The sequence below is a fragment of the Microbacterium algeriense genome (genome assembly GCF_008868005.1).
GTDB lineage: Bacteria > Actinomycetota > Actinomycetes > Actinomycetales > Microbacteriaceae > Microbacterium > Microbacterium algeriense.
The window spans coordinates 524,788-543,537 of the sequence record NZ_WAAO01000001.1 but is presented as its reverse complement, the minus strand read 5'-3'; the positions used below and the strand labels follow the sequence as shown (position 1 = coordinate 543,537).

The following is an 18,750-nucleotide window of genomic DNA, read 5'->3' as shown; positions in this document are numbered from 1 at the left end:
GCGGAAGGGCCAACGGGTCAGATCACGCCGTCGGCCAGAGTGGTGGGATTGCCGAAGCGGTGGTTCGTGATCGACACGGCCTGCTCGTGCAGGAACGGCAGCATCTCGACGCGGCCGGCCCCGGTCACGGCGTGCGACCACACCGCGACGTCAGGGCTGCCCCCGAGTGCCTCGTGCAGGGCGGACGCGTCCCCACCGACCAGACGGACGCGCTGCCACGAGTTCGCGGCCTTGGCATAGCGCTTGGCCCACGCGGCATCCGACTCGTGGGCGACCGCGATGCCCTGAGCCCGCAGCGCCTTCTCGACGCGCGAGGGCAGGGCCGGGGCCGACACCGTGAACGGACTGCCGCTGCGCAGGGCGGCCGCCAGCACGCGGATGCCGTCCGCCAGGGGCGCGTCCTCCGCGATCCGCACGTCGACGGTGACCGGACGGTAGCGGAACAGGTTGCGCTCCACACCGAGTCCGGACTTGTCGCTCACGGCGCCGAACTCGTCGATCCAGGCACGCTCGTCGGATGCGGCAGCACGCTGCAGCCACTCCGCCTCGGCCGCCTCGACCTCGGAGGACGCCGCCTCCAGCAGTGCCCGAACGGCGGGGACGACAGCCGCCCCCGGAGCCGCGACCGGCAGCTCGGCGCGCGTCCACTCGCCGAGACCGAAGAGGTAGTTCGGGCCACCGGCCTTGGCCCCGGCGCCGACGGCCGAGCGCTTCCATCCACCGAACGGCTGACGCTGCACGATCGCGCCGGTGATGCCGCGGTTCACGTACAGGTTGCCCGCCTCGACGCGGTCGAGCCAGGTGGCGACCTCCTCGGAGTCGAGCGAGTGGATTCCGGCGGTGAGGCCGTAGTCGACCGCGTTCTGCAGGCGCAGAGCCTCATCCAGGTCCTTGGCGTGCATGATGCCGAGCACCGGGCCGAAGAACTCCGTGAGGTGGAAGTACGACCCCTCGCGCACGCCGGTCTTGACACCGGGCGTCCACTGCTTGCCTTCGTCGTCGAGCTTGCGGGGCTCGACCAGCCAGCGCTCGCCCTTCTCGAGCTTCGTCAGCGCGGTGAGCAGCTTGCCGTTCGCGGGCTCGATGATCGGACCCATCTGCGTGGCAGGGTCATCGGGCAGGCCGACGCGCATCGAGGTCACGGCATCGACCAGCTGACGCTCGAACCGCTTCGAGTCGGCGACGGAGCCGACGAGGATCGCGAGCGACGCGGCCGAGCACTTCTGCCCCGCGTGGCCGAAGGCGCTGCGGGCGACATCCGCCGCCGCCAGGTCGAGGTCGGCCGACGGGGTCACGATGATCGCGTTCTTGCCGCTGGTCTCCGCGAGCAGCGGCAGGTCGGGTCGGAACGAGCGGAAGAGCTGCGCGGTCTCGTACGCGCCCGTCAGGATCACCCGGTCGACCGACGGGTTCGCGACCAGCCGCGTCCCCAGGTCGCGCGAGGCGAGGTCGACCAGCGCGAGCAGGTCGCGCGGCACGCCGGCGGCCCACAGCGCCTCGATCATCACCGCACCGCAGCGCTGGGTGAGCTTGGCGGGCTTGATGATGACGGCCGATCCGGACGCGAGCCCGGCGAGCACACCGCCCGCGGGGATGGCGACCGGGAAGTTCCACGGCGGCGTGACCACGGTCACCTTCGACGGCACGAACTCGGCACCGGAGACGGTCTCGAGGTCCTTCGCCCGCTCGGCGTAGTAGTGCGCGAAGTCGATGGCCTCGCTGATCTCGGGGTCGGCCTCGGCGATGGTCTTGCCCGCCTCGTGCGCCATGATCTCGATGAGCTCACCGCGTCGGGCGGCCAGCTCGTCCCCGGCGCGGTGCAACACGGCCGCGCGCTCGGCGGCGGGCAGGGCCGCCCACTTCTCCGCGGCCGCCGTCGCCGCCGCGAAGATCCCGTCGAGTTCGTCGGCGGTCTCCACCTTGGCCAGCGCGATGCTGTCGAGGCCCAGCGTCGACCCCACCGAACGGCTGAGGATCGCGCGACCCCAGGCGCGGTTCGCCGCGATGGCCGGATCGGTGTCGGCCTGATTCGCGAAGCCGGTGGTCGCATCGGGGAGAGCCTCCGCGGTCCGGTCCTGCACCCGGTGGGCGGCCGGGACGTACTGCGGCTCGTCGGTCGCGAGGGCGGCCAGCGAACGCTCGAAGCGCTCCCGCTCCCGGGTGAGCAGCGTCGGGTTCGAGGCCAGCTCGAACACCGCCGACATGAAGTTCTCCGGGCTGGCGTTCTCTTCGAGCCGGCGGACCAGGTACGCGATCGCGACGTCGAACTCGGCCGGGTTCACCACCGGCGTGTAGAGCAGCAGGCGGCCGACGTCCTTGCGGACCGCCTCAGCCTGCCCTGTCGCCATCCCGAGCAGCATCTCGTACTCGACAGCCTCGGTGACGCCACGGGACTTCGCGAGCAGCCAGGTGTAGGCGATGTCGAACAGGTTGTGGCCGGCGATGCCGATGCGCACGGCGTCCAGGCGCTCCGGCGTCATGGCCCAGTCGAGCACGCGCTTGTAGTTGGTGTCGGAGTCCTGCTTGGTGCCGTAGGTCGCGAGCGGCCAGCCGTGGATCGCGGCGTCGACCTCCTCCATCGCGAGGTTCGCGCCCTTGACGACGCGCACTTTGATCGGCGCCCCACCCTTGGCGCGGCGGGCGGCCGCCCACTCCTGCAGGTGCTGCATCGCGCCGAGAGCGTCCGGCAGGTAGGCCTGCAGCACGATGCCGGCCTCGAGGTTCTCCAGCCCCGGCTGGTCGAGGATGCTCGTGAAGGCCGCGATCGTGAGGTCGAGGTCGCGGTACTCCTCCATGTCGAGGTTGATGAACTTCTGGGTCCCTGAGCCTGTCGAAGGGCCCTTGGCCTCGGCACGCGCGGCGAGCTCGTAGAGCGGGGTGAGCTTCTCCACGACGTCTGCCACGGCCTCGTCGAACGACCACATCGACAGCTGGCTCACGACGCTGGAGACCTTGATCGAGACGTAGTCGACGTCGTCGCGGGCGAGGAAGTCGCGGGTGCCCTGCAGACGGTGTCCGGCTTCGCGCTCGCCGAGCACGGCCTCGCCGAGCAGGTTGAGGTTGAGGCGGTTGCCGCTCTTGCGCAGCTTCGCGATGGCGGGTCCGAGCTTGGACGGCGTGGCGTCGAGCACGAGGTGCCCGACCATGGCGCGCAGCACGCGGCGGGAGATCGGCACGACGACGCCGGGGAGCTTCGGCGCCCAGAAGCCACCCGTCTTGATCGCGGCGCGCAGGTAGCCGGGGAGCAGCGACGGGGTGATGTCGCTCAGCTCGGCGAGCTTGCGACCGGCGACCCGCAGGTCCTCCGGGCGCATGACGCCGTCGACGAAGCCGACCGTGAACGCGAGTCCGTTCGGGTCCTTCAGCACCTCGGACAGCCGCTGGGCGGCCGGCTCGACCGGGTGGGTCTCGCTCTCGGCGAGCCACCGCTGCACGAGCGCGGCGACCTCTTCGGTGCGGGGAGTGGTGTCATCGACGACAGACATGGGGCGGGTACCTTCCTCGGCGTCGCACACCCGGGTGTCGTGTGCGGCTGGATCATTGTCCAGCCGCTCGGTAGGCTCCGTCTATCAACCGATTTGCGTGAATTCTGTTCAGTCACGCTGAACGACTGGAGCGGGCGTGCTGGACGTCAACCGACTGCGGATGCTCGTGGAGCTCTCACGCCGCGGCACCCTCTCCGCCGTGGCCGACGCGCTCTCCTACAGCAAGGCCTCGGTGTCGCAGCAGCTGAGCGCCCTGGAGCGCGACGTCGGGGTGCCGCTGCTGCGCCGCGTGGGCCGTGGCGTGCAGCTCACGCCTCAGGGCACCGTGCTCGTGGCCGAGGCGATCGGCATCCTCGACCAGCTCGAGCACGCCGAGGTCGCCGTCGCCGAGTCGCTCACCGAGGTCACCGGAACCGTACGCGTCGCGGTGTTCCAGTCGACGGCGCACTCACTGCTCCCCCGAGCGCTCGCCGCCCTGGGCGAGCGGCACCCCGCCCTGCGCGTCGAGGTCACCGAGCGCGACCCCGAGTCGGGGCTGGTCGGGGTGTCCAGTCGCGACTTCGACCTCATCCTCGCGGAGCAGTACCCCGGACACACGCGCCCCATCCACGCGGATCTCGACCGGGTCGTGCTCGCCCACGACGCGATCGCCCTCGCCCGACACCCGGGATCCGCGTCGCACGTCGACGCCGTCGCCGCGCTGTGGTCCACCCGCGGGGAGCCCTGGGTCCTCGAACCGGCGGGCACGGCCTCCCGCGCCTGGGCCGAGCAGCTGTGCCGCACCGCGGGGTTCGAGCCCGATGTGCGGTTCGAGATCGCGGACCTCACGGCGCACGTGCGACTGATCCACGCGGGACTGGCCGTGGGCCTGCTGCCCGAGCTGGTGTGGGCCGGCGACACCCCGACCGTGGACCTGTCGCCCCTCCCGCACGAGCCTCGGCGCGAGATCTTCTCCTCCGCGCGACGGGTGTCAGCCGCGGCGCCGTCGATCCGCGCGGTGCGCAGTGCCCTCGCGGACGCCGCCACCCGGAACCTCCCGGTCTGAGCCGACGCGGAACGCCGGCATCCAGCAGGAGCATCGGGAATATGCATGCACATGCATCTGTTTCCTCGGGATGTACCCGGACGACGGAGTCCGATCCATCCCGTCTGAAAGGCACTTCCGTGAGCACTCCCGTCATCGACCGCACCGCACCGACCGAGCACCCCGTCCTCGACGTCCTCGCCGGCCGCTGGAGCCCCCGCGCCTTCGACGCGCAGAACACGATCGACGAGGCCAAGCTCGCCACCGCGCTCGAGGCCGCCCGCTGGAGCCCGTCCGCCAACAACACCCAGCCCTGGCGCTTCATCGTCGCCCGTCGCGGCACCGCGCTGCACGCGCAGGTCGTCGACGCGCTGATGGGCTTCAACCAGGCCTGGGCCGGAAACGCCGCCGTCCTCGTCGTCGCGATCGCCGAGACCGAGACGGCCGACGGCACCCCGCTCACTCACGCCCTCTACGACCTCGGCCAGGCGGTCGCGCACTTCTCCGTTCAGGCCCACCACGACGGGCTGCTCGTGCACCAGATGAGCGGCTTCGACCCGGAGGTCGTCCGCGAGTTCGCCGACCTCGAACCGCGCTTCGTCCCCGTCACGGTCTTCGCCGTCGGCGAGTTCGGCGACATCGAGGCCCTGCCCGAGGTCCTGCAGCAGCGCGAGGTCGCCCCGCGGGTGCGCCGCCCGATCGCGGAGACGGTCATCCTCAGCGCCTGACCCCGACACACGAAAGGCCCGGTATGCGTCACGCATACCGGGCCTTTTCGCTGTGCGCCGATGCCGATCAGTCGTCGAGGAGCTCGGCCTCGATCACGTCGTCCTCGTCAGCGGACGACGGCTCGGGGTCGGGGGTCGTCGCGGTGAGCACGAGGCCCGATCCGTCGGCGGCCACGTCCACACGAACCGTGTCGCCGTCCTTCACGTTGCCCGACAGCAGGGCGGTCGCGAGCTTGTTCTGCACCTCGCTCTGGATGAGGCGGCGCAGCGGTCGGGCACCGAACAGGGGGTCGTAACCCCGTTCGGCGAGCCAGGCCCGCGCGTCGGGGGTGACCGCGAGCGTCAGGCGACGGTCACGCAGCCTGTCGTGCAGCTGGTCGACGGAGAGCTCCACGATCTGCGCCAGGTCGTCTTCGCTCAGAGCCGAGAACATCACGATGTCGTCGAGACGGTTCAGGAACTCCGGACGGAACGCCTGCCGCACCAACGCCATCACCTGCTCGCGCTTCTGCTCGGGCGAGAGGACAGGGTCGATGAGGATCGGCGAACCCAGGTTCGACGTGAGGATGAGGATCACGTTCGAGAAGTCGACCGTGCGCCCCTGGCCGTCCGTCAGGCGCCCGTCGTCGAGCACCTGCAGCAGCACGTCGAACACCTCGGGGTGCGCCTTCTCGACCTCGTCGAGCAGGACCACGCTGTACGGACGACGCCGCACGGCCTCGGTCAGCTGACCGCCCTGCTCGTAGCCGATGTATCCGGGAGGGGCGCCGACGAGTCGCGACACGGAGTGCTTCTCGCCGTACTCCGACATGTCGATGCGCACCATGGCGTGCTCATCGTCGAAGAGGAACTCCGCCAGCGCCTTGGCCAGCTCGGTCTTGCCGACGCCGGTCGGACCGAGGAAGAGGAACGAGCCGGTCGGCCGACCGGGATCGCTGATGCCCGCACGCGAGCGGCGAACCGCATCGGACACCGCCTTCACGGCATCCTTCTGCCCGATCAGACGCTTGCCGAGCTCGTTCTCCAGGTGCAGCAGCTTCTCGCTCTCACCCTGCAGCAGCCGCCCGACGGGGATGCCCGTCCACGCGGCGATCACGGCGGCGATGTCCTCCTCCGTGACCTGCTCGTTGACCATGCGCGGTTCGGCGGGCGTGGCGGCCTCGGCGCGCTCAGCCTCGGCGATGTCGCGCTCCAGACGTTTGATGGTCTCGTACTCGAGCTTGGACGCCTTGGTGTAGTCGGCGTTGCGCATGGCGAGGTCGCGCTGGGTGATCGCGTCGTCGAGCTGCTTCTTCAGCTCGCCGACCCGGTTGAGGCCCTGACGCTCACGCGCCCAGCGGGCTTCGAGCTCTGCGAGCTCCCGCTCCATCTCGACGAGGTGTTCGCGGAGGGTGCCCAGGCGCTCCTTCGAGGCCGCATCCTTCTCGCGCTTGAGAGCGAGCTCCTCGAGCTTCATCCGGTCGACCTGGCGCTTGAGCTGGTCGATCTCGACGGGCGAGGAGTCGATCTCCATCTTGAGCCGCGACATCGACTCGTCGATCAGGTCGATCGCCTTGTCGGGGAGCTGACGCGCGGGCAGGTAGCGGTTGGACAGCGCGGCGGCCGCGACCAGCGCGCTGTCGGAGATCGTGACTCCGTGGTGCGCCTCGTACCGCCCCTTGAGGCCGCGGAGGATCGCGATCGTGTCCTCGACGGTCGGCTCACCCACGTAGACCTGCTGGAAGCGGCGCTCGAGGGCGGCGTCCTTCTCAATGAACTCGCGGTACTCGTTGAGAGTGGTCGCCCCGATCAGCCGCAGCTCGCCGCGGGCCAGCATCGGCTTCAGCATGTTGGAGGCCGCGACGGACCCTTCGCCGCCGCCGGCGCCCATGAGCACATGGAGCTCGTCGATGAACGTGATGACCTGACCGTCGGACTCGGTGATCTCCTTGAGGACCTGCTTCAGCCGCTCCTCGAACTGTCCGCGGTACATCGCGCCGGCCACGAGGGCCGAGATGTCGAGCGTGACGAGCTCCTTGTCCTTGAGGGACTCGGCGACGTCGCCCGCGACGATCCGCTGAGCGAGTCCCTCGACGACGGCGGTCTTGCCGACGCCGGGCTCGCCGATCAGCACCGGGTTGTTCTTCGTGCGACGGGTGAGCACCTGGCTCACGCGTCGGATCTCGCTGTCGCGTCCGATCACGGGGTCGAGCTTGCCCTCCCGGGCGCGGTCGGTGAGGTTGATGCCGAACTGCTCGAGGGCGGACTGCTGCTCTTGGTTCTGGTTGCCGGTCTGCGGGGTGGTCATGCGCTCCTCCTTGGAGATGCTCCTTCTGGTCGTCTCCCGTCAGCCGAAGCGGAAGACGGGATCAAAGTTGAGTGGTATTGACTCAAGTTTAGCACTCGCCCGGATTCTCCTCCAGCCCCCTTCCCCGGCCCCGGGGTCAGCGCTCCTGCACGATCGCGTCCCAGATCGCGGAAGCGACCGCCCGCTTCGAGCCGGACGCGACGCCCGCGCCGACACCGCCGGGACCGAGGATGCGCACCGCGTTCTCGGCCCGCTCGAAACCGCGCTCCCAGCCCACCTCGTTCACGACGAGCAGGTCGACCCCCTTGCGCTGCTGCTTCCCCCGCGCCCGGGCGAGAAGCTCCGCCTCATCCTCCGGCGTCTCCGCCGCGAAGGCGACGACCAGCTGCCCGGAGCGTCGCGCCGCGGCGAGCGCGGCGACGATGTCCTCGTTCTCGACGAGCTCGATCGTCGGCACCCCGCCCGCCTCCTTGGTGAGCTTGCGGTCGGACACCTGCACGGGGCGGTAGTCGGCGACCGCAGCCGCCATCACCACCACATCGGCCTCGAGGGCCTCGCGCTTCATCACCTCGGCGAGTTCGGCCGCCGCCCCCACGGCCAGCACACGGATCGCGGGATGACGCACGTCGGCGAGCACATCCGCCGAGACGTTCGCGGCCACCACCGTCACCTCGGCCCCGCGGGCGGCAGCCTCCGCCGCGAGCGCCACCCCCTGGCGACCGCTGGAGCGGTTGCCGAGGAAGCGCACCGGGTCGATCGGCTCGCGTGTGCCGCCGGCCGAGACCACGACCCGCACGCCGGCCAGGTCACCGGGAGCCAGCAGGGCCTGGGCAGCAGCGAGGATCTCCTCCGGTTCGGACATCCGGCCGGGACCGCTGTCCCCGCCGGCGAGCTCTCCATCGGCCGGGCCCACGACGTGGACTCCCCGCTCCCGCAGCGTGGCGATGTTCGCCTGCGTCGCCGCGTTCCGCCACATCTCGGCGTGCATGGCCGGAGCGATCAGCACCGGCGCCTCGGTGGCGAGCAGGGTCGTGCCGAGGAGGTCGTCGGCGAGGCCGGCGGCGATCTTCGCGATCGAGTTCGCGGTGGCCGGCGCCACGATCACCAGCTCCGCGGCCTGACCGAGAGCGACATGCCGCACCTTCGCCACGTCCTCGTGCACGCTCGTGGTCACGGGGTGGCGGCTGATGGCCTCCCAGGTGGGCGTCCCGACGAACCGCAGCGCATCCTCGGTGGGCACCACGGTCACGTCGTGCCCGCCCTTCGTGAGCAGGCGCACGAGGTGCACCGTCTTGTACGCGGCGATGCCGCCTGTGACTCCGACGACGATGTTCACGTCTCGATTCTGCCCCAGCATGCGCCGCTGCGGGCCGACGTCGGTGACCGCGACCTAGACTTGCCCCCGTGTGCACGGTCGTGATCGATGTCGAAGGTGCCGGTTCCGCACGACTTCTCGCGGTCCGCGATGAGGATCCGCTGCGCGAGTGGGACGCCCTGGGCGCCTGGTGGCCCGACCGTCCCGGCGCGATCGGGATCCGCGACCGCCGTGCCGGAGGGGCGTGGCTCGCCGCGAATCCCGCCGAGCGCCGCCTCGCCGTGCTCCTGAATCGCGCGGATGTGAGCGACCTCCCCGACGCGCGCGCCGTGTCGCGGGGGTCGCTCGCCCTCGACTCGGTGGTCGGCCGCTCCCCCGTGGCACCGCTGCCGATGCACGGCTTCAATCTGCTGGAGGTCGGGCCGGACGGCGCGCGCGTGCTGTCGTGGGACGGCGTCGACCTGCGAGAGACCGCGATCGCTCCCGGCACGCACATGATCGCCCACGACGACCTCGACGACGACACCACGCCGCGCATCGCCGCCTGGCTCCCCGAGTTCCGGGCGCTCGGGCCGACCGCAGACAGCCCCGACTGGACCGCCGCGTGGACCGCGCTGCTGGCCGCGTCCGCGGAGCTCCCGCCGGAGGACGACCGGGCGATCATCCGCGACAACCGTCCGCACGGCTATCCCACGCAGTCGCTGCTGTACGCGACAGCGGCCATCACCCCGGACGCCCTCGAGGTGCGCGACCACGCCCTCCCCTCCCCCGCCCACTGGGACGACGGGACGACTGCGTAGTCATCACCGGGAGCTCGCGGTCTAGCATGGGAAGCCCGGCACGGAAGAGGAGGGCCCATGCCGTCGAAGTCCCGCGGTGCGACCAGCGTCGACGTCGCGCGTGCGGCCGGTGTCTCCCAGACGACGGTGTCGCGCATCGTCAACGGTCGCCAGGGCGTCTCGGAGCACGTCAGAGCCAAGGTCGAAGCGGCCATCCAGCAGCTCGACTACCGCCCCAACCTCAGCGCCCGCAGCCTCGTGACCAGCCGCACCCAGACGATCGGCGTCGTGCTCGGCGATCCGCGCAACAGCTACTACGCCGAGCTGCTGCACACGATCAGCGATGACCTCAACCGCGCCGGGTACCGCGCGCTCATCCTCAGCGGGCGCGCCGACACCACGGAGGACCTCGCCAGGACACTGCGGGAGACCAACGTGGACGGCGTGATCCTGACCACGACGCTGCTCTCGCCCGATGACGAGGGACGCATCGTGTCCCTCGGTGTTCCCGCGGTCACCATGGGCCCCGGCGCCGTGACCGCGAACGATTCGATCTCGCCCGACAACGTCGACGGCGGACGGATCGCGGGGCGCCATCTGACCTCCCTCGGTCATCGGCGCATCGGAGTGATCGCCGGACCTCTCCGGACGACGTCGGTGCGCGATCGCCATGAGGGCTTCCTCGCCGAGCTCGAGGCCGCCGGCGTCTCGTTCGATCCCAGCCTCCTCGACGTCGCCGATCTCGACTACGCGCGCGCGTTCGACGCCGCGACGCGTCTGCTCCAACTGCCGGAACCGCCCACGGCCCTGTTCTGCCACAACGACCTCGTGGCATTCGGCGCGCTGAACGCCGCGCGGGCGCTCGGAATCGGCGTCCCCGAGCAGGTCTCCGTGCTCGGCTTCGACGATGTGGCCATGTCGTCGTGGCAGGCTTTCGACCTCACGACCGTTCGCCAGCCCATCCTCGACATGGCGCACGGCGCTGTCGAGCTGCTCCTGGCCCGCCTCGCCGCTCCGGAGCAGGACGCCGCGCACGTGCTCCTCCCCTGCTCGCTCGTCGAACGCTCCACCACCCGCGCGATCTGATCGACCGCGGCTCAGGCCGCAGGAACCGCGGGCTCCTCGGCGCAGGAGAACCGGGCACGGTAGGCCGTGGGCGTGAGGCCGAGCACTCTCGCGAAGTTCTGCCGCAGCACGGCTGCCGATCCGAAGCCGCACTCGTCGGCGATCTGCTCGAGGGAGAGATCGGTGCGCTCCAGCAGGCGCTGTGCGTGGATGATGCGCTGTCGTGCGAGCCAGGCAGCCGGGGTAGCCCCGTACTCCGCTTTGAAGCGGCGCGCGAAGGTCCGCGGCGACATCAACGCCCGCGCGGCCAGCTGATCGACGCCGAGATCTTCGCGGAGGTGCTCGACCGCCCAGTCGGCGACGGCGGCGAGGGAGTCGGTGGGCACGACCGGGATCGGGCGATCGATGAACTGCGCCTGCCCCCCGTCACGCTGCGGAGGGACGACCATGCGGCGCGCGATCCGATTGGTGAGCTCGGCCCCCACCTCCTGGCGCAGCAGGTGCAGGCAGGCGTCGATCCCGGCGGCCGTGCCGGCACTCGTGATGATCTTGCCGTCCTGCACGAACAGCACGTCGGGGTCGATGTCGATCTGGGGGTACATGTCGGCCATGACGTGCGCGTACATCCAGTGGGTGGTCGCCCGCCGCCCGTCGAGGACTCCGGCCGCGGCGAGGATGAACGATCCGCTGCACACGCTCATGACCCAGGCTCCGCGCGCGACGGCGTGCCGGGCGACGTCCAGCAGCAGCGGGTCGATGTCGGCCCACCGCTCACGCGGAACAGGGCAGAACACGACGAGGTCGGCCTCGTAGGCGTAGGAGAGGTCGTGCTCCACGTTGATCGAGAAACCGATCTTCGACGTCACCACGCCCGCCCGCGGCGCCACGATGCGGAAGTCGAAGTTCGGGACGCCGTCGTCGGCGCGATCCAACCCGAAGGCCTCGCAGGCGACCCCGAATTCGAAGGGGGCGAACCCGTCCTGGATGACGCAGGCGACCGTCTTCATGCACACTCCCGAATGGCAGATTTCCTACGCTCGCGGTCTGATCTGCCACTCGTGGCGGTTCAGCATCGAACGTAGCGTTTCTGCCATGATACTCATCATCCTCCTCATCGCCCTCGCCGCCTGGGGTGTCATCGCCAGCATCGTGGAACTGCGTCGCGACGGCTACCGCCGGACGCCGACCGACTGGAGCCGCGTCGCCGGCCGCGACATCGGCCAACACGCCGAGTCCGGCCACATCTACCGCTGACACGGCTACGCTCATCCTCATGAGCGAGCCCGTGCAGCCCCCCGCCGCGCATCTCCCCGCAGCACCGCAGTATCCCGCGGCCCCGCCGTATCCCGGCCCCGGCCACCCGCAGGCACATCCCGCGGCGCCGCCGTATCCCGGTCCCGGCCACCCGCAGCAGGCGTACCCCACCACCCCAGCGGCGGGTACCGGCAACCCCCTGGGACGAGCGGCATTCATCATCGCGATCGTCACACTCGCGATCAACCTCTTGTCGTCGCTCGCCCGGCCGTATTTCTACACGGCGAGCGTCGGCTACGACGCCGTCATCGTGCTCGACAACCTCATCGGCGTCGCCTCGTTCTTCGTGTACGGACTGGCGCTGGTGCTCGGTTTCATCGCCGCGCGGCGAGCGACCGCGCACCTGCTCGCCGGCATCGCGATCGGCGTCGCCGGAGCCGGGATGATCGGACTCGCCTTCACGTGGATCACCGTCTCGCTCTACCGCTTCCTCTGAGCCGTGAAGCCACTCAGCGACCGGTGAGCACCCGTTCGTACACCGCGATCATCGCGGCGGTGCGCGACGACTGACGGAACGCCTGCGCGACCGCCGGCAGAGGCATCGGCGCCGATCCGTCGACGATGTCGGCTGCCGCGCGTCGGAGGGTCTCGGCGAGGGCGCGGGTCCGCTGCTCCTCCCGCTCCCGGGGCGCAGCGGAGGGGTCCGCCTCGGGGACGGCCCAGAGCCCGCCGCCGAGCTCCGCGGCGATATCGGGGTCGCAGATCACCGAGGGCGTGCCGAGGGTCGCCGCCTCGAACGGGGTCATTCCCTGCGTCTCGAAGCCGATCGAGCTCTGCACGAGGGCATCGGCGGCGGCGATGCGGGCCAGGGTCTGCGGGTAGGTCAGACGACCGGCGAAGCGGATGCCGTCCCGCCCGCGGACGATCCGCTCGGCCGCGGCACGCTGGGCGCCGCCGCCGATGATCTCCAGCTCCGCATCGATCCCGGACGCGAGGAACGCCTCCAGGAACGGCAGCAGGCGCTTCTCGGGACTCATCCGCCCGAGCCACACGAACCGGGGCCGTCCCGGCGCGCGCACGGTCGGCGCAGCGGCGAGGATCTCGTCGCGCAGGTCGTCGTCGATGCCGTTCCAGATCACGTCGACGCGGGGGAACACGTCATGCTCCTCGAGACGGCGCGCGAAATGGGTCGAGGGCGCGGTCACGGCGGCCGCCCCTGCGGCGATTCCCCGGAGGAAGGCCCAGCCGTCCGTCCCCCGCACCGGGTCGCCGGTGCCGCCCATCGCGGCACGGCGCCAGACGTTGAGCACGGCTAGGGCCGGGCGGTGCAGCGGGGTGACGGCGGCGAGGCCGACGTCTACGCGGTTGTGCATCGTGTGCACGACGGGGATGCCGTGGCGTGCGGCATACCTGTGGCCGATGAACGCGCCCCAGAAGTCGGCCTGCACGTGCACGAGGTCGACCGGCGGGCGTCGCGTCATCGCGCGATCGAGGAATCGGTCCGTCGCTCGTCCCGGCCAGCTCATCGAGTACTCGCGGTCCACCGTGATCGGCAGGGACGGCAGATCCACGGATGACCCGCTGGAGGTGCGCCGGACGTGCATCCGCGGCGCGACGACCGTGACGGTGTGCCCCGCGCGTTCGAGGAATTCGCGCTGCAGCCGCATCGACACCTGCGCGCCCCCGAGGGAGTCGAGGTGCTGATCGCCGAAGAAGACGATGTGCATGTCGGGCCGCTCGCTACTCGGGCAGCGGCTCGTCGCGGTACAGCGCCTCGAAGGTGTCGAGGGTGCGGTTGATGTCGTGGATCACGACGCCGTCGAGCGACGCCTGCTGCATCCGCTCGTACTCGGCGGGCTCGGCGGTGAGCACGTCGGTCAGGCGGGCAGCGAGTTCGTCGACGTTCCCCGGCTCGAACAGGTAGCCGTTCTCGCCGTCGTGCACGAGGTGCGGAAGGGCGACGGCGTCGGCCGCGACGACCGGGAGGGCCGAGGCCATGGCCTCCATGGTCGCGATCGACTGCAGTTCCGCGATCGACGCGATCACGAACAGGCTCGCGCGGGACAGCAGCGCCCGCAGCTCCTCGTCGGGGATGCGCCCGTGGAACGTGACGCGATCGCCGAGGCCCAGCTGCTCGGCGAGGTGCTCCAGCTGCTTGCGCTGATCGCCGCCGCCGACGATGTCGAAAGTGGTCTCGAGCGCCGGGTCGAGCTTCGTCATGGCCTTGAGGATGACCTCGACCTGCTTCTCGGCGGTCAGGCGTCCGACGAAGACGATGCGGTTCTTCTCGCGCGGCCCCATGACGGGGGTGTACTGCGTGCGGTCGATACCGCAGCTGACCGGGATGACCCCCTGCACCTCGACCGTGTTCTCGAGGAAGTCGGCGGCACGACGCGTGGGGGTGGTGATGGCGCGCGTGAGATCGAAGGTGCGCTTCGCGTCCGCCCAGGCGAACTTCAGCACGAGGTCGTCGATGAACTTCGGCATGGTGGTGTGATCGAGGATGTTCTCGGCCATGACGTGATTCGTGGCGATCACCGGGATGCCTCGTTCGTGCGCGATGCGCGAGAGACCGCGGCCGATCACGATGTGCGACTGGATGTGCACGATGTCGGGCTGCACCTGGTCGAGGACCTTGCGGGCGTAGTGCTTGGAGCGCCACGGCCACACGAAACGCAGCCAGTCGTGTGGGGGCCAGCGGACGGAGGGCAGGCGATGCAGCGTCATCGGCTCTCCCTCGATCACCTCGGTGCGCGGGGTCGTGCGACGGTACGCCTGGTTCGGGGCGACGACGTGCACGTCGTGCCCTCGCTGGACGAGGCCGGCGGCGAGACGCTCGGCGAACCGCGCGGCGCCGTTGATGTCGGGAGCGAACGTGTCGCAGCCGATCAGGATCGTGAGCGGGCGGTGCGCGGATTCGGCGGCGGGGCCGCTCGACGGATCGATCGGATCGTCGGAGGAGGTCACAGACATGCTGCCTTACGATGTGGCGGCCAAGGAGAAGCCCTGGTCGGGCCCACGCAACTCTACCCGAGGGGCTCGCTCGCCCGGCTGAGGCATACCGGGGTATCGCTCAGCAGCAGCCGTTACCGTTGAGCCATGCGACTGACTGCCGACGCCGATCCCCAGCTGTGGATTCCCGTGACGGACTCGCTCGGGTGGAAGGGCCGCCGGCACCGCAAGGCCGCGATCCGGATGCTGCTGGGGCAGGTCAATGCGGCCGTCGGCGCGACGGAGCGCCCCGGCTCGAAGTTCGGAGCGTGGGCGATGAGCCAGGCGGCGCCGATGCTGATGAAGCGGGCAGACGGCCGGGTGCTGGTGTGGACGTGGAAGGCCGAGCCCGAGCTCGTCGTGGCGATGGCGACCGCTCAGGTGCTGACGCCGGATGTGCGCATCGCGCGCGCCTCGATGCCGATGGACTACGACGACACCGAGTCGTTCCCGACCCGGCTCGGCGTGGGCGAGAAGCTGCTCGTGCCGATGCCGCCGTCCCCCGCCTCCCCGCCCTTCGCGACCTACACCTGGGACACCGGCACGCACCTGATCACGCTGACGGCCGTGTGCAGCGACAAGGAGCGGTTCGGCACCCTCATCGGTGCGCTCGACGACCTCGCGCGCAGCATCCGCATCGCCGACGACCTGACCGGCGGAGAGTCCCCCGACGTGCTGCGCCTGCCGCCCGCCTGACACGCGAGATCAGGCACACACGCGGGATCAGGCACTTTCACGGGCATTCCGCCTGATCCCACGCGTCCGCCTGATCCCACGCGGGGCCTCAGCGTGCGATGCGGAGGGTGCGCACCTCGAACGGACGCAGTCGGAGCTCGCCGCCGGTGCGCGCGTCGTCGATGTCGTCCTCGATCAGACTCACCTCGCGCACCTCGCGGTGGTCGAAGCCGACTGACAGCTCGCCGACCGCACGACGCCCGAGCGCCTCGTACACGCGCACGATCACGTCGCCCGAGCCGTCGTCGGCGAGCTTCACGGCGGAGACGACGACCCCCTCGCCCGACACCTCCACGAGCGGCTCGACTTCGCGCGCCCCGCGGATCACCGTGGGCAGGCTGTTGATGCGGATGCCCTCCGCCGTGGCGATCGCGGCGTCGGCGCCGATGACGAAGCCGACCTCGATCTCGTGGGGCCCGTGATCGGTGTCCGGATCGGGGAAGCGCGGCGCCCGCAGCAGCGAGAGCCGCACGGTCGTGGTGACCCCGTCCTCGCCGACCTCGCGCGTCGTGTCGTACCCGTAGATCGAGTCGTTCACGAGGGCCGCTCCGAAGTCCTGCTCGCGCACCAGCACGAAACGGTGCATCGAGGTCTCGAACTTCGCTGCCTCCCAGCTGGTGTTGGTGTGGGTGACGCGCGCCTGGTAGCCGAACTGCGTCTCGGCCTCGGTGTGCGCGGCCTGGATGTCGAGCGGGAACGCGAGCTTGAGCAGCTTCTCCGTCTCATGCCAGTCGACCTCGTTGCGCAGCAGCACGGTGCGCGAGTCGGGCGCGAGAAGGATCGTCTGCGTGATCGTCGACTCCGAGAACGGACGCACGACGACGATCTGCGCGACGCCGTTCACGAGCGACGCCTCGATCGACGAGACCGCGGTGAGGTCATCGACGCTGTTGCGGTAGTAGCGGTCGATGTCCCATGCGTCCCACATGTTCGGGAAGTCCTGGTGCAGCTGGAACAGGTTGGCGGCTCTGCCTGCGGCGACCGTCTCCCTGCCGGACGCCTTGTCGACGGCGGAGACGATCAGGCCCTCGCCCGAGACGAGCACGGACACGAGCTCGTTCTCCAGGCGCCAGCCGCCGTCTTCCTCTTGCAGCGACACCGGGGTCGCAGTGGACTCGGCGACGAACGCCGCCCCGAGCGCTCGTCCCCGACCGGCCGAGCTCGGCTCGAACCGCAGCTCGCGGTCGCCCTCGCCGACGAGTGACCGACGTGCGGCGTCGGCGATGTCACGGGCGTCCGACAGCACGTCGGACAGCACGGCGACGGCCTCGCGGTGCACCCACGCGATCGATGTTCCGGGCAGGATGTCGTGGAACTCGTGCAGCAGCACGGCCTGCCAGAGCCGGTCGAGCTCGGCCTGCGGGTACGCGGCACCGGTGCGCACGGCGTCGGTCGCGGTCCACAGCTCCGCCTCCACCAGCGCGTGCTCGGCCCAGCGGTGGAGCGCCTTCGTGGCGTGCTGGCTCGTGAGCGTGCCGCGGTGCAGCTCGAGGTAGAGCTCGCCGACCCACACCGCCGGGTTCGGCAGCTCGGCCTTGGCCGCGTCGAAGAAGACGTCCGGATGCTCCCACACGACCTGCGCGCTGCCCTCGAGGTCGCGCAGACGCTCGGCCTTGCCGGTCATCTCACGGGTCGTGCCGCCGCCGCCGTCACCCCAGCCGACCGGGGCTATCGACCGCGAGCTGAGACGGTTCTCCTTGAACTGACGCGAGGCCTTCGCGACCTCCATGCCGCTGAGCTGCGAGTTGTAGGTGTCCATCGACGGGAAGTGCGTGAACACCTGCGAGCCGTCGATGCCCTCCCAGAGGAAGGAGTGGTGCGGGAAGACGTTCTGCTGGTTCCACGAGATCTTCTGCGTGAAGAACCACTCGAAACCGGCACGGCGCATCAGCTGCGGAAGGGCCGGCGAGTAGCCGAAGCTGTCCGGCAGCCACACGCCCTTCGAGCGGATGCCGAACTCGCGCTCGAAGAACCGCTGCCCGTGCGAGAACTGCCGCACGAGCGACTCGCCCGTCGGCATCACGGTGTCGGACTCCACCCACATGCCGCCCAGGGGCAGGAAGCGCCCCGCGGCGACGGCGGCCTTGACCCGCTCCCACACCTCGGGGCGGTGCTCCTTGATCCAGGCGTACTGCTGCGCGCTGGACATGCCGTACTGGAAGTCGGGCTGCTCCTCGATGAGCGTGGTCATGGACGAGGTCGTGCGGGCGACCTTGCGGATCGTCTCGCGCACCGGCCACAGCCAGGCGGAGTCGATATGCGCGTGGCCGACGGCCGAGATCCGGTGCGCACTCGCTTCGGCCGGAGCGGCGAGCACGTCCGCGAGCCGAGCCCTCGCGTCGCCGGCGGTCTCCACGATGTGCTGCAGGTCGAGCACGTCGAGCGCGTCGTCCATCGCCTGCAGGATGCGCATGCGGCGCGGCGACGTCGCGGGGAGCTCCGCCTGCAGCTCGAACAGCACCTCGAGGTCGAGGGACAGGTCGAACACCTCGGGCTCGAACACCGCGAGGTCGAGCCGCCGCAGCCGGTACAGCGGCTCCTTCGAGGAGGTGAGGATGTCGCCCTCCTGCGTCGGCAGGAAGGGGTGGTAGTCGAGGAGGACGGGGTTGGACGCGCCCTCCAGGTAGAGCTCGACGTGCTCGTCACCCGCGGCGGCCTCGGCGATCGGCACCCACTGGTTGCGCGGGTTGATGCTCTTGATCGGCGTGCCGTCCGGACGGTAGGCGAGGGCCTCGCACTGGAAGCCCGTCATGTTCACGTCGAAGCCGAGGTCGATGAGCGCCTCGACGCGGCGGCCGGCCCAGTCCGCGGGCACCCGACCGGTGAGCTTGAACCACGTGGTGCCCCAGGCCGGGCCCCACAGCTCGCCGACGGCGGCGGGCTGGAAGTCGAGTCCTCGTCCGTCCGCGGGCGCGATCGGCTCGCCGGGGAGCTGGTGGGCGGCGACATCCAGCGGCACGGACGCCGAGTGGATCGCGGGGCGGACGCGCTCCTCGAGGACCCGCTTGACGCGGCCGACGGTGAGCGAGGTGTCGTCATGCATGGGATGGTTCTCCGGGCTCGGCGATGAGTGCTGGTTCGCGGCGC

14 protein-coding genes are annotated in these 18,750 nt (G+C 70.5%); 7 read left to right on the top strand and 7 right to left on the bottom strand.

Going from position 1 to position 18,750, the window contains the following annotated elements:
* Positions 1-17: 17 nt before the first annotated feature.
* Entirely contained in the window at positions 18-3,485 is a 3,468-nt protein-coding gene (locus F6A08_RS02575; protein WP_151458517.1) for a proline dehydrogenase family protein, read from the bottom strand.
* Between the two features lie 136 nt (positions 3,486-3,621).
* On the opposite strand from F6A08_RS02575, the gene F6A08_RS02570 reads away from it, so the two are divergent.
* Positions 3,622-4,530, top strand: coding sequence for a LysR substrate-binding domain-containing protein (locus F6A08_RS02570; RefSeq protein WP_017203461.1), 909 nt, complete (start codon positions 3,622-3,624; stop codon positions 4,528-4,530).
* Between the two features lie 119 nt (positions 4,531-4,649).
* The gene (locus F6A08_RS02565; protein WP_124896587.1) at positions 4,650-5,237 is read left to right on the top strand and encodes a nitroreductase family protein; all 588 of its coding nucleotides are present in this window, start codon (positions 4,650-4,652) and stop codon (positions 5,235-5,237) included.
* Between the two features lie 67 nt (positions 5,238-5,304).
* On the opposite strand, the gene F6A08_RS02560 is transcribed toward F6A08_RS02565, so the two are convergent.
* Positions 5,305-7,524 carry an ATP-dependent Clp protease ATP-binding subunit gene (locus tag F6A08_RS02560; protein WP_017203463.1) on the bottom strand — a complete coding sequence of 740 codons (2,220 nt, stop codon included), beginning with the start codon at positions 7,522-7,524 and terminating at the stop codon, positions 5,305-5,307.
* A 136-nt stretch (positions 7,525-7,660) separates the two neighbouring features.
* Positions 7,661-8,860 carry a bifunctional phosphopantothenoylcysteine decarboxylase/phosphopantothenate--cysteine ligase CoaBC gene (gene coaBC, locus F6A08_RS02555; RefSeq protein WP_151458516.1) on the bottom strand — a complete coding sequence of 400 codons (1,200 nt, stop codon included), beginning with the start codon at positions 8,858-8,860 and terminating at the stop codon, positions 7,661-7,663.
* 68 nt (positions 8,861-8,928) lie between these two features.
* On the opposite strand from coaBC, the gene F6A08_RS02550 reads away from it, so the two are divergent.
* Both F6A08_RS02550 and F6A08_RS02545 read left to right on the top strand, forming a co-directional pair.
* Positions 8,929-9,639, top strand: a complete 711-nt coding sequence (locus F6A08_RS02550) for an NRDE family protein (protein WP_151458515.1) — start codon at positions 8,929-8,931, stop codon at positions 9,637-9,639.
* 57 nt (positions 9,640-9,696) lie between these two features.
* Positions 9,697-10,704, top strand: a complete 1,008-nt coding sequence (locus tag F6A08_RS02545) for a LacI family DNA-binding transcriptional regulator (RefSeq protein WP_151458514.1) — start codon at positions 9,697-9,699, stop codon at positions 10,702-10,704.
* Positions 10,705-10,715: 11 nt separating this feature from the next.
* Here F6A08_RS02545 and F6A08_RS02540 read toward each other — a convergent pair whose 3' ends face one another.
* Entirely contained in the window at positions 10,716-11,690 is a 975-nt protein-coding gene (locus F6A08_RS02540; RefSeq protein ID WP_017203466.1) for a GlxA family transcriptional regulator, read from the bottom strand.
* An 85-nt stretch (positions 11,691-11,775) separates the two neighbouring features.
* Here F6A08_RS02540 and F6A08_RS17600 point away from each other — a divergent pair, with 85 nt between their 5' ends.
* Positions 11,776-11,937: a hypothetical protein gene (locus F6A08_RS17600; RefSeq protein ID WP_017203467.1), complete on the top strand. Its 162-nt coding sequence runs from the start codon at positions 11,776-11,778 to the stop codon at positions 11,935-11,937.
* Between the two features lie 19 nt (positions 11,938-11,956).
* Positions 11,957-12,433 carry a hypothetical protein gene (locus F6A08_RS02535; RefSeq protein WP_151458513.1) on the top strand — a complete coding sequence of 159 codons (477 nt, stop codon included), beginning with the start codon at positions 11,957-11,959 and terminating at the stop codon, positions 12,431-12,433.
* A gap of 13 nt (positions 12,434-12,446) precedes the next feature.
* Here the strand turns inward: F6A08_RS02535 and F6A08_RS02530 are convergent, their stop codons facing one another.
* Both F6A08_RS02530 and F6A08_RS02525 read right to left on the bottom strand, forming a co-directional pair.
* Complete coding sequence (locus F6A08_RS02530) at positions 12,447-13,664, bottom strand: glycosyltransferase (RefSeq protein ID WP_151458512.1); 1,218 nt, start codon at positions 13,662-13,664, stop codon at positions 12,447-12,449.
* Between the two features lie 13 nt (positions 13,665-13,677).
* Positions 13,678-14,910: a glycosyltransferase gene (locus F6A08_RS02525; protein WP_151458511.1), complete on the bottom strand. Its 1,233-nt coding sequence runs from the start codon at positions 14,908-14,910 to the stop codon at positions 13,678-13,680.
* A 126-nt stretch (positions 14,911-15,036) separates the two neighbouring features.
* Between F6A08_RS02525 and F6A08_RS02520 the strand changes: the two genes are divergently transcribed.
* Positions 15,037-15,624, top strand: a complete 588-nt coding sequence (locus tag F6A08_RS02520; RefSeq protein ID WP_017203472.1) for a hypothetical protein — start codon at positions 15,037-15,039, stop codon at positions 15,622-15,624.
* A gap of 88 nt (positions 15,625-15,712) precedes the next feature.
* Here the strand turns inward: F6A08_RS02520 and F6A08_RS02515 are convergent, their stop codons facing one another.
* Positions 15,713-18,706: an alpha-mannosidase gene (locus F6A08_RS02515; RefSeq protein WP_151458510.1), complete on the bottom strand. Its 2,994-nt coding sequence runs from the start codon at positions 18,704-18,706 to the stop codon at positions 15,713-15,715.
* Between the last annotated feature and the right edge of the window lie 44 nt (positions 18,707-18,750).

Coding starts and splice junctions, on each gene's coding strand:
- F6A08_RS02575 (WP_151458517.1), bottom strand. CDS start 3,485: ATGTCTGTCGTCGATGACACCACTCCCCGCACCGAAGAGGTCGCCGCG.
- F6A08_RS02560 (WP_017203463.1), bottom strand. CDS start 7,524: ATGACCACCCCGCAGACCGGCAACCAGAACCAAGAGCAGCAGTCCGCC.
- F6A08_RS02545 (WP_151458514.1), top strand. CDS start 9,697: ATGCCGTCGAAGTCCCGCGGTGCGACCAGCGTCGACGTCGCGCGTGCG.
- F6A08_RS02540 (WP_017203466.1), bottom strand. CDS start 11,690: ATGAAGACGGTCGCCTGCGTCATCCAGGACGGGTTCGCCCCCTTCGAA.
- F6A08_RS17600 (WP_017203467.1), top strand. CDS start 11,776: ATGATACTCATCATCCTCCTCATCGCCCTCGCCGCCTGGGGTGTCATC.
- F6A08_RS02535 (WP_151458513.1), top strand. CDS start 11,957: ATGAGCGAGCCCGTGCAGCCCCCCGCCGCGCATCTCCCCGCAGCACCG.
- F6A08_RS02530 (WP_151458512.1), bottom strand. CDS start 13,664: ATGCACATCGTCTTCTTCGGCGATCAGCACCTCGACTCCCTCGGGGGC.
- F6A08_RS02525 (WP_151458511.1), bottom strand. CDS start 14,910: ATGTCTGTGACCTCCTCCGACGATCCGATCGATCCGTCGAGCGGCCCC.
- F6A08_RS02520 (WP_017203472.1), top strand. CDS start 15,037: ATGCGACTGACTGCCGACGCCGATCCCCAGCTGTGGATTCCCGTGACG.
- F6A08_RS02515 (WP_151458510.1), bottom strand. CDS start 18,706: ATGCATGACGACACCTCGCTCACCGTCGGCCGCGTCAAGCGGGTCCTC.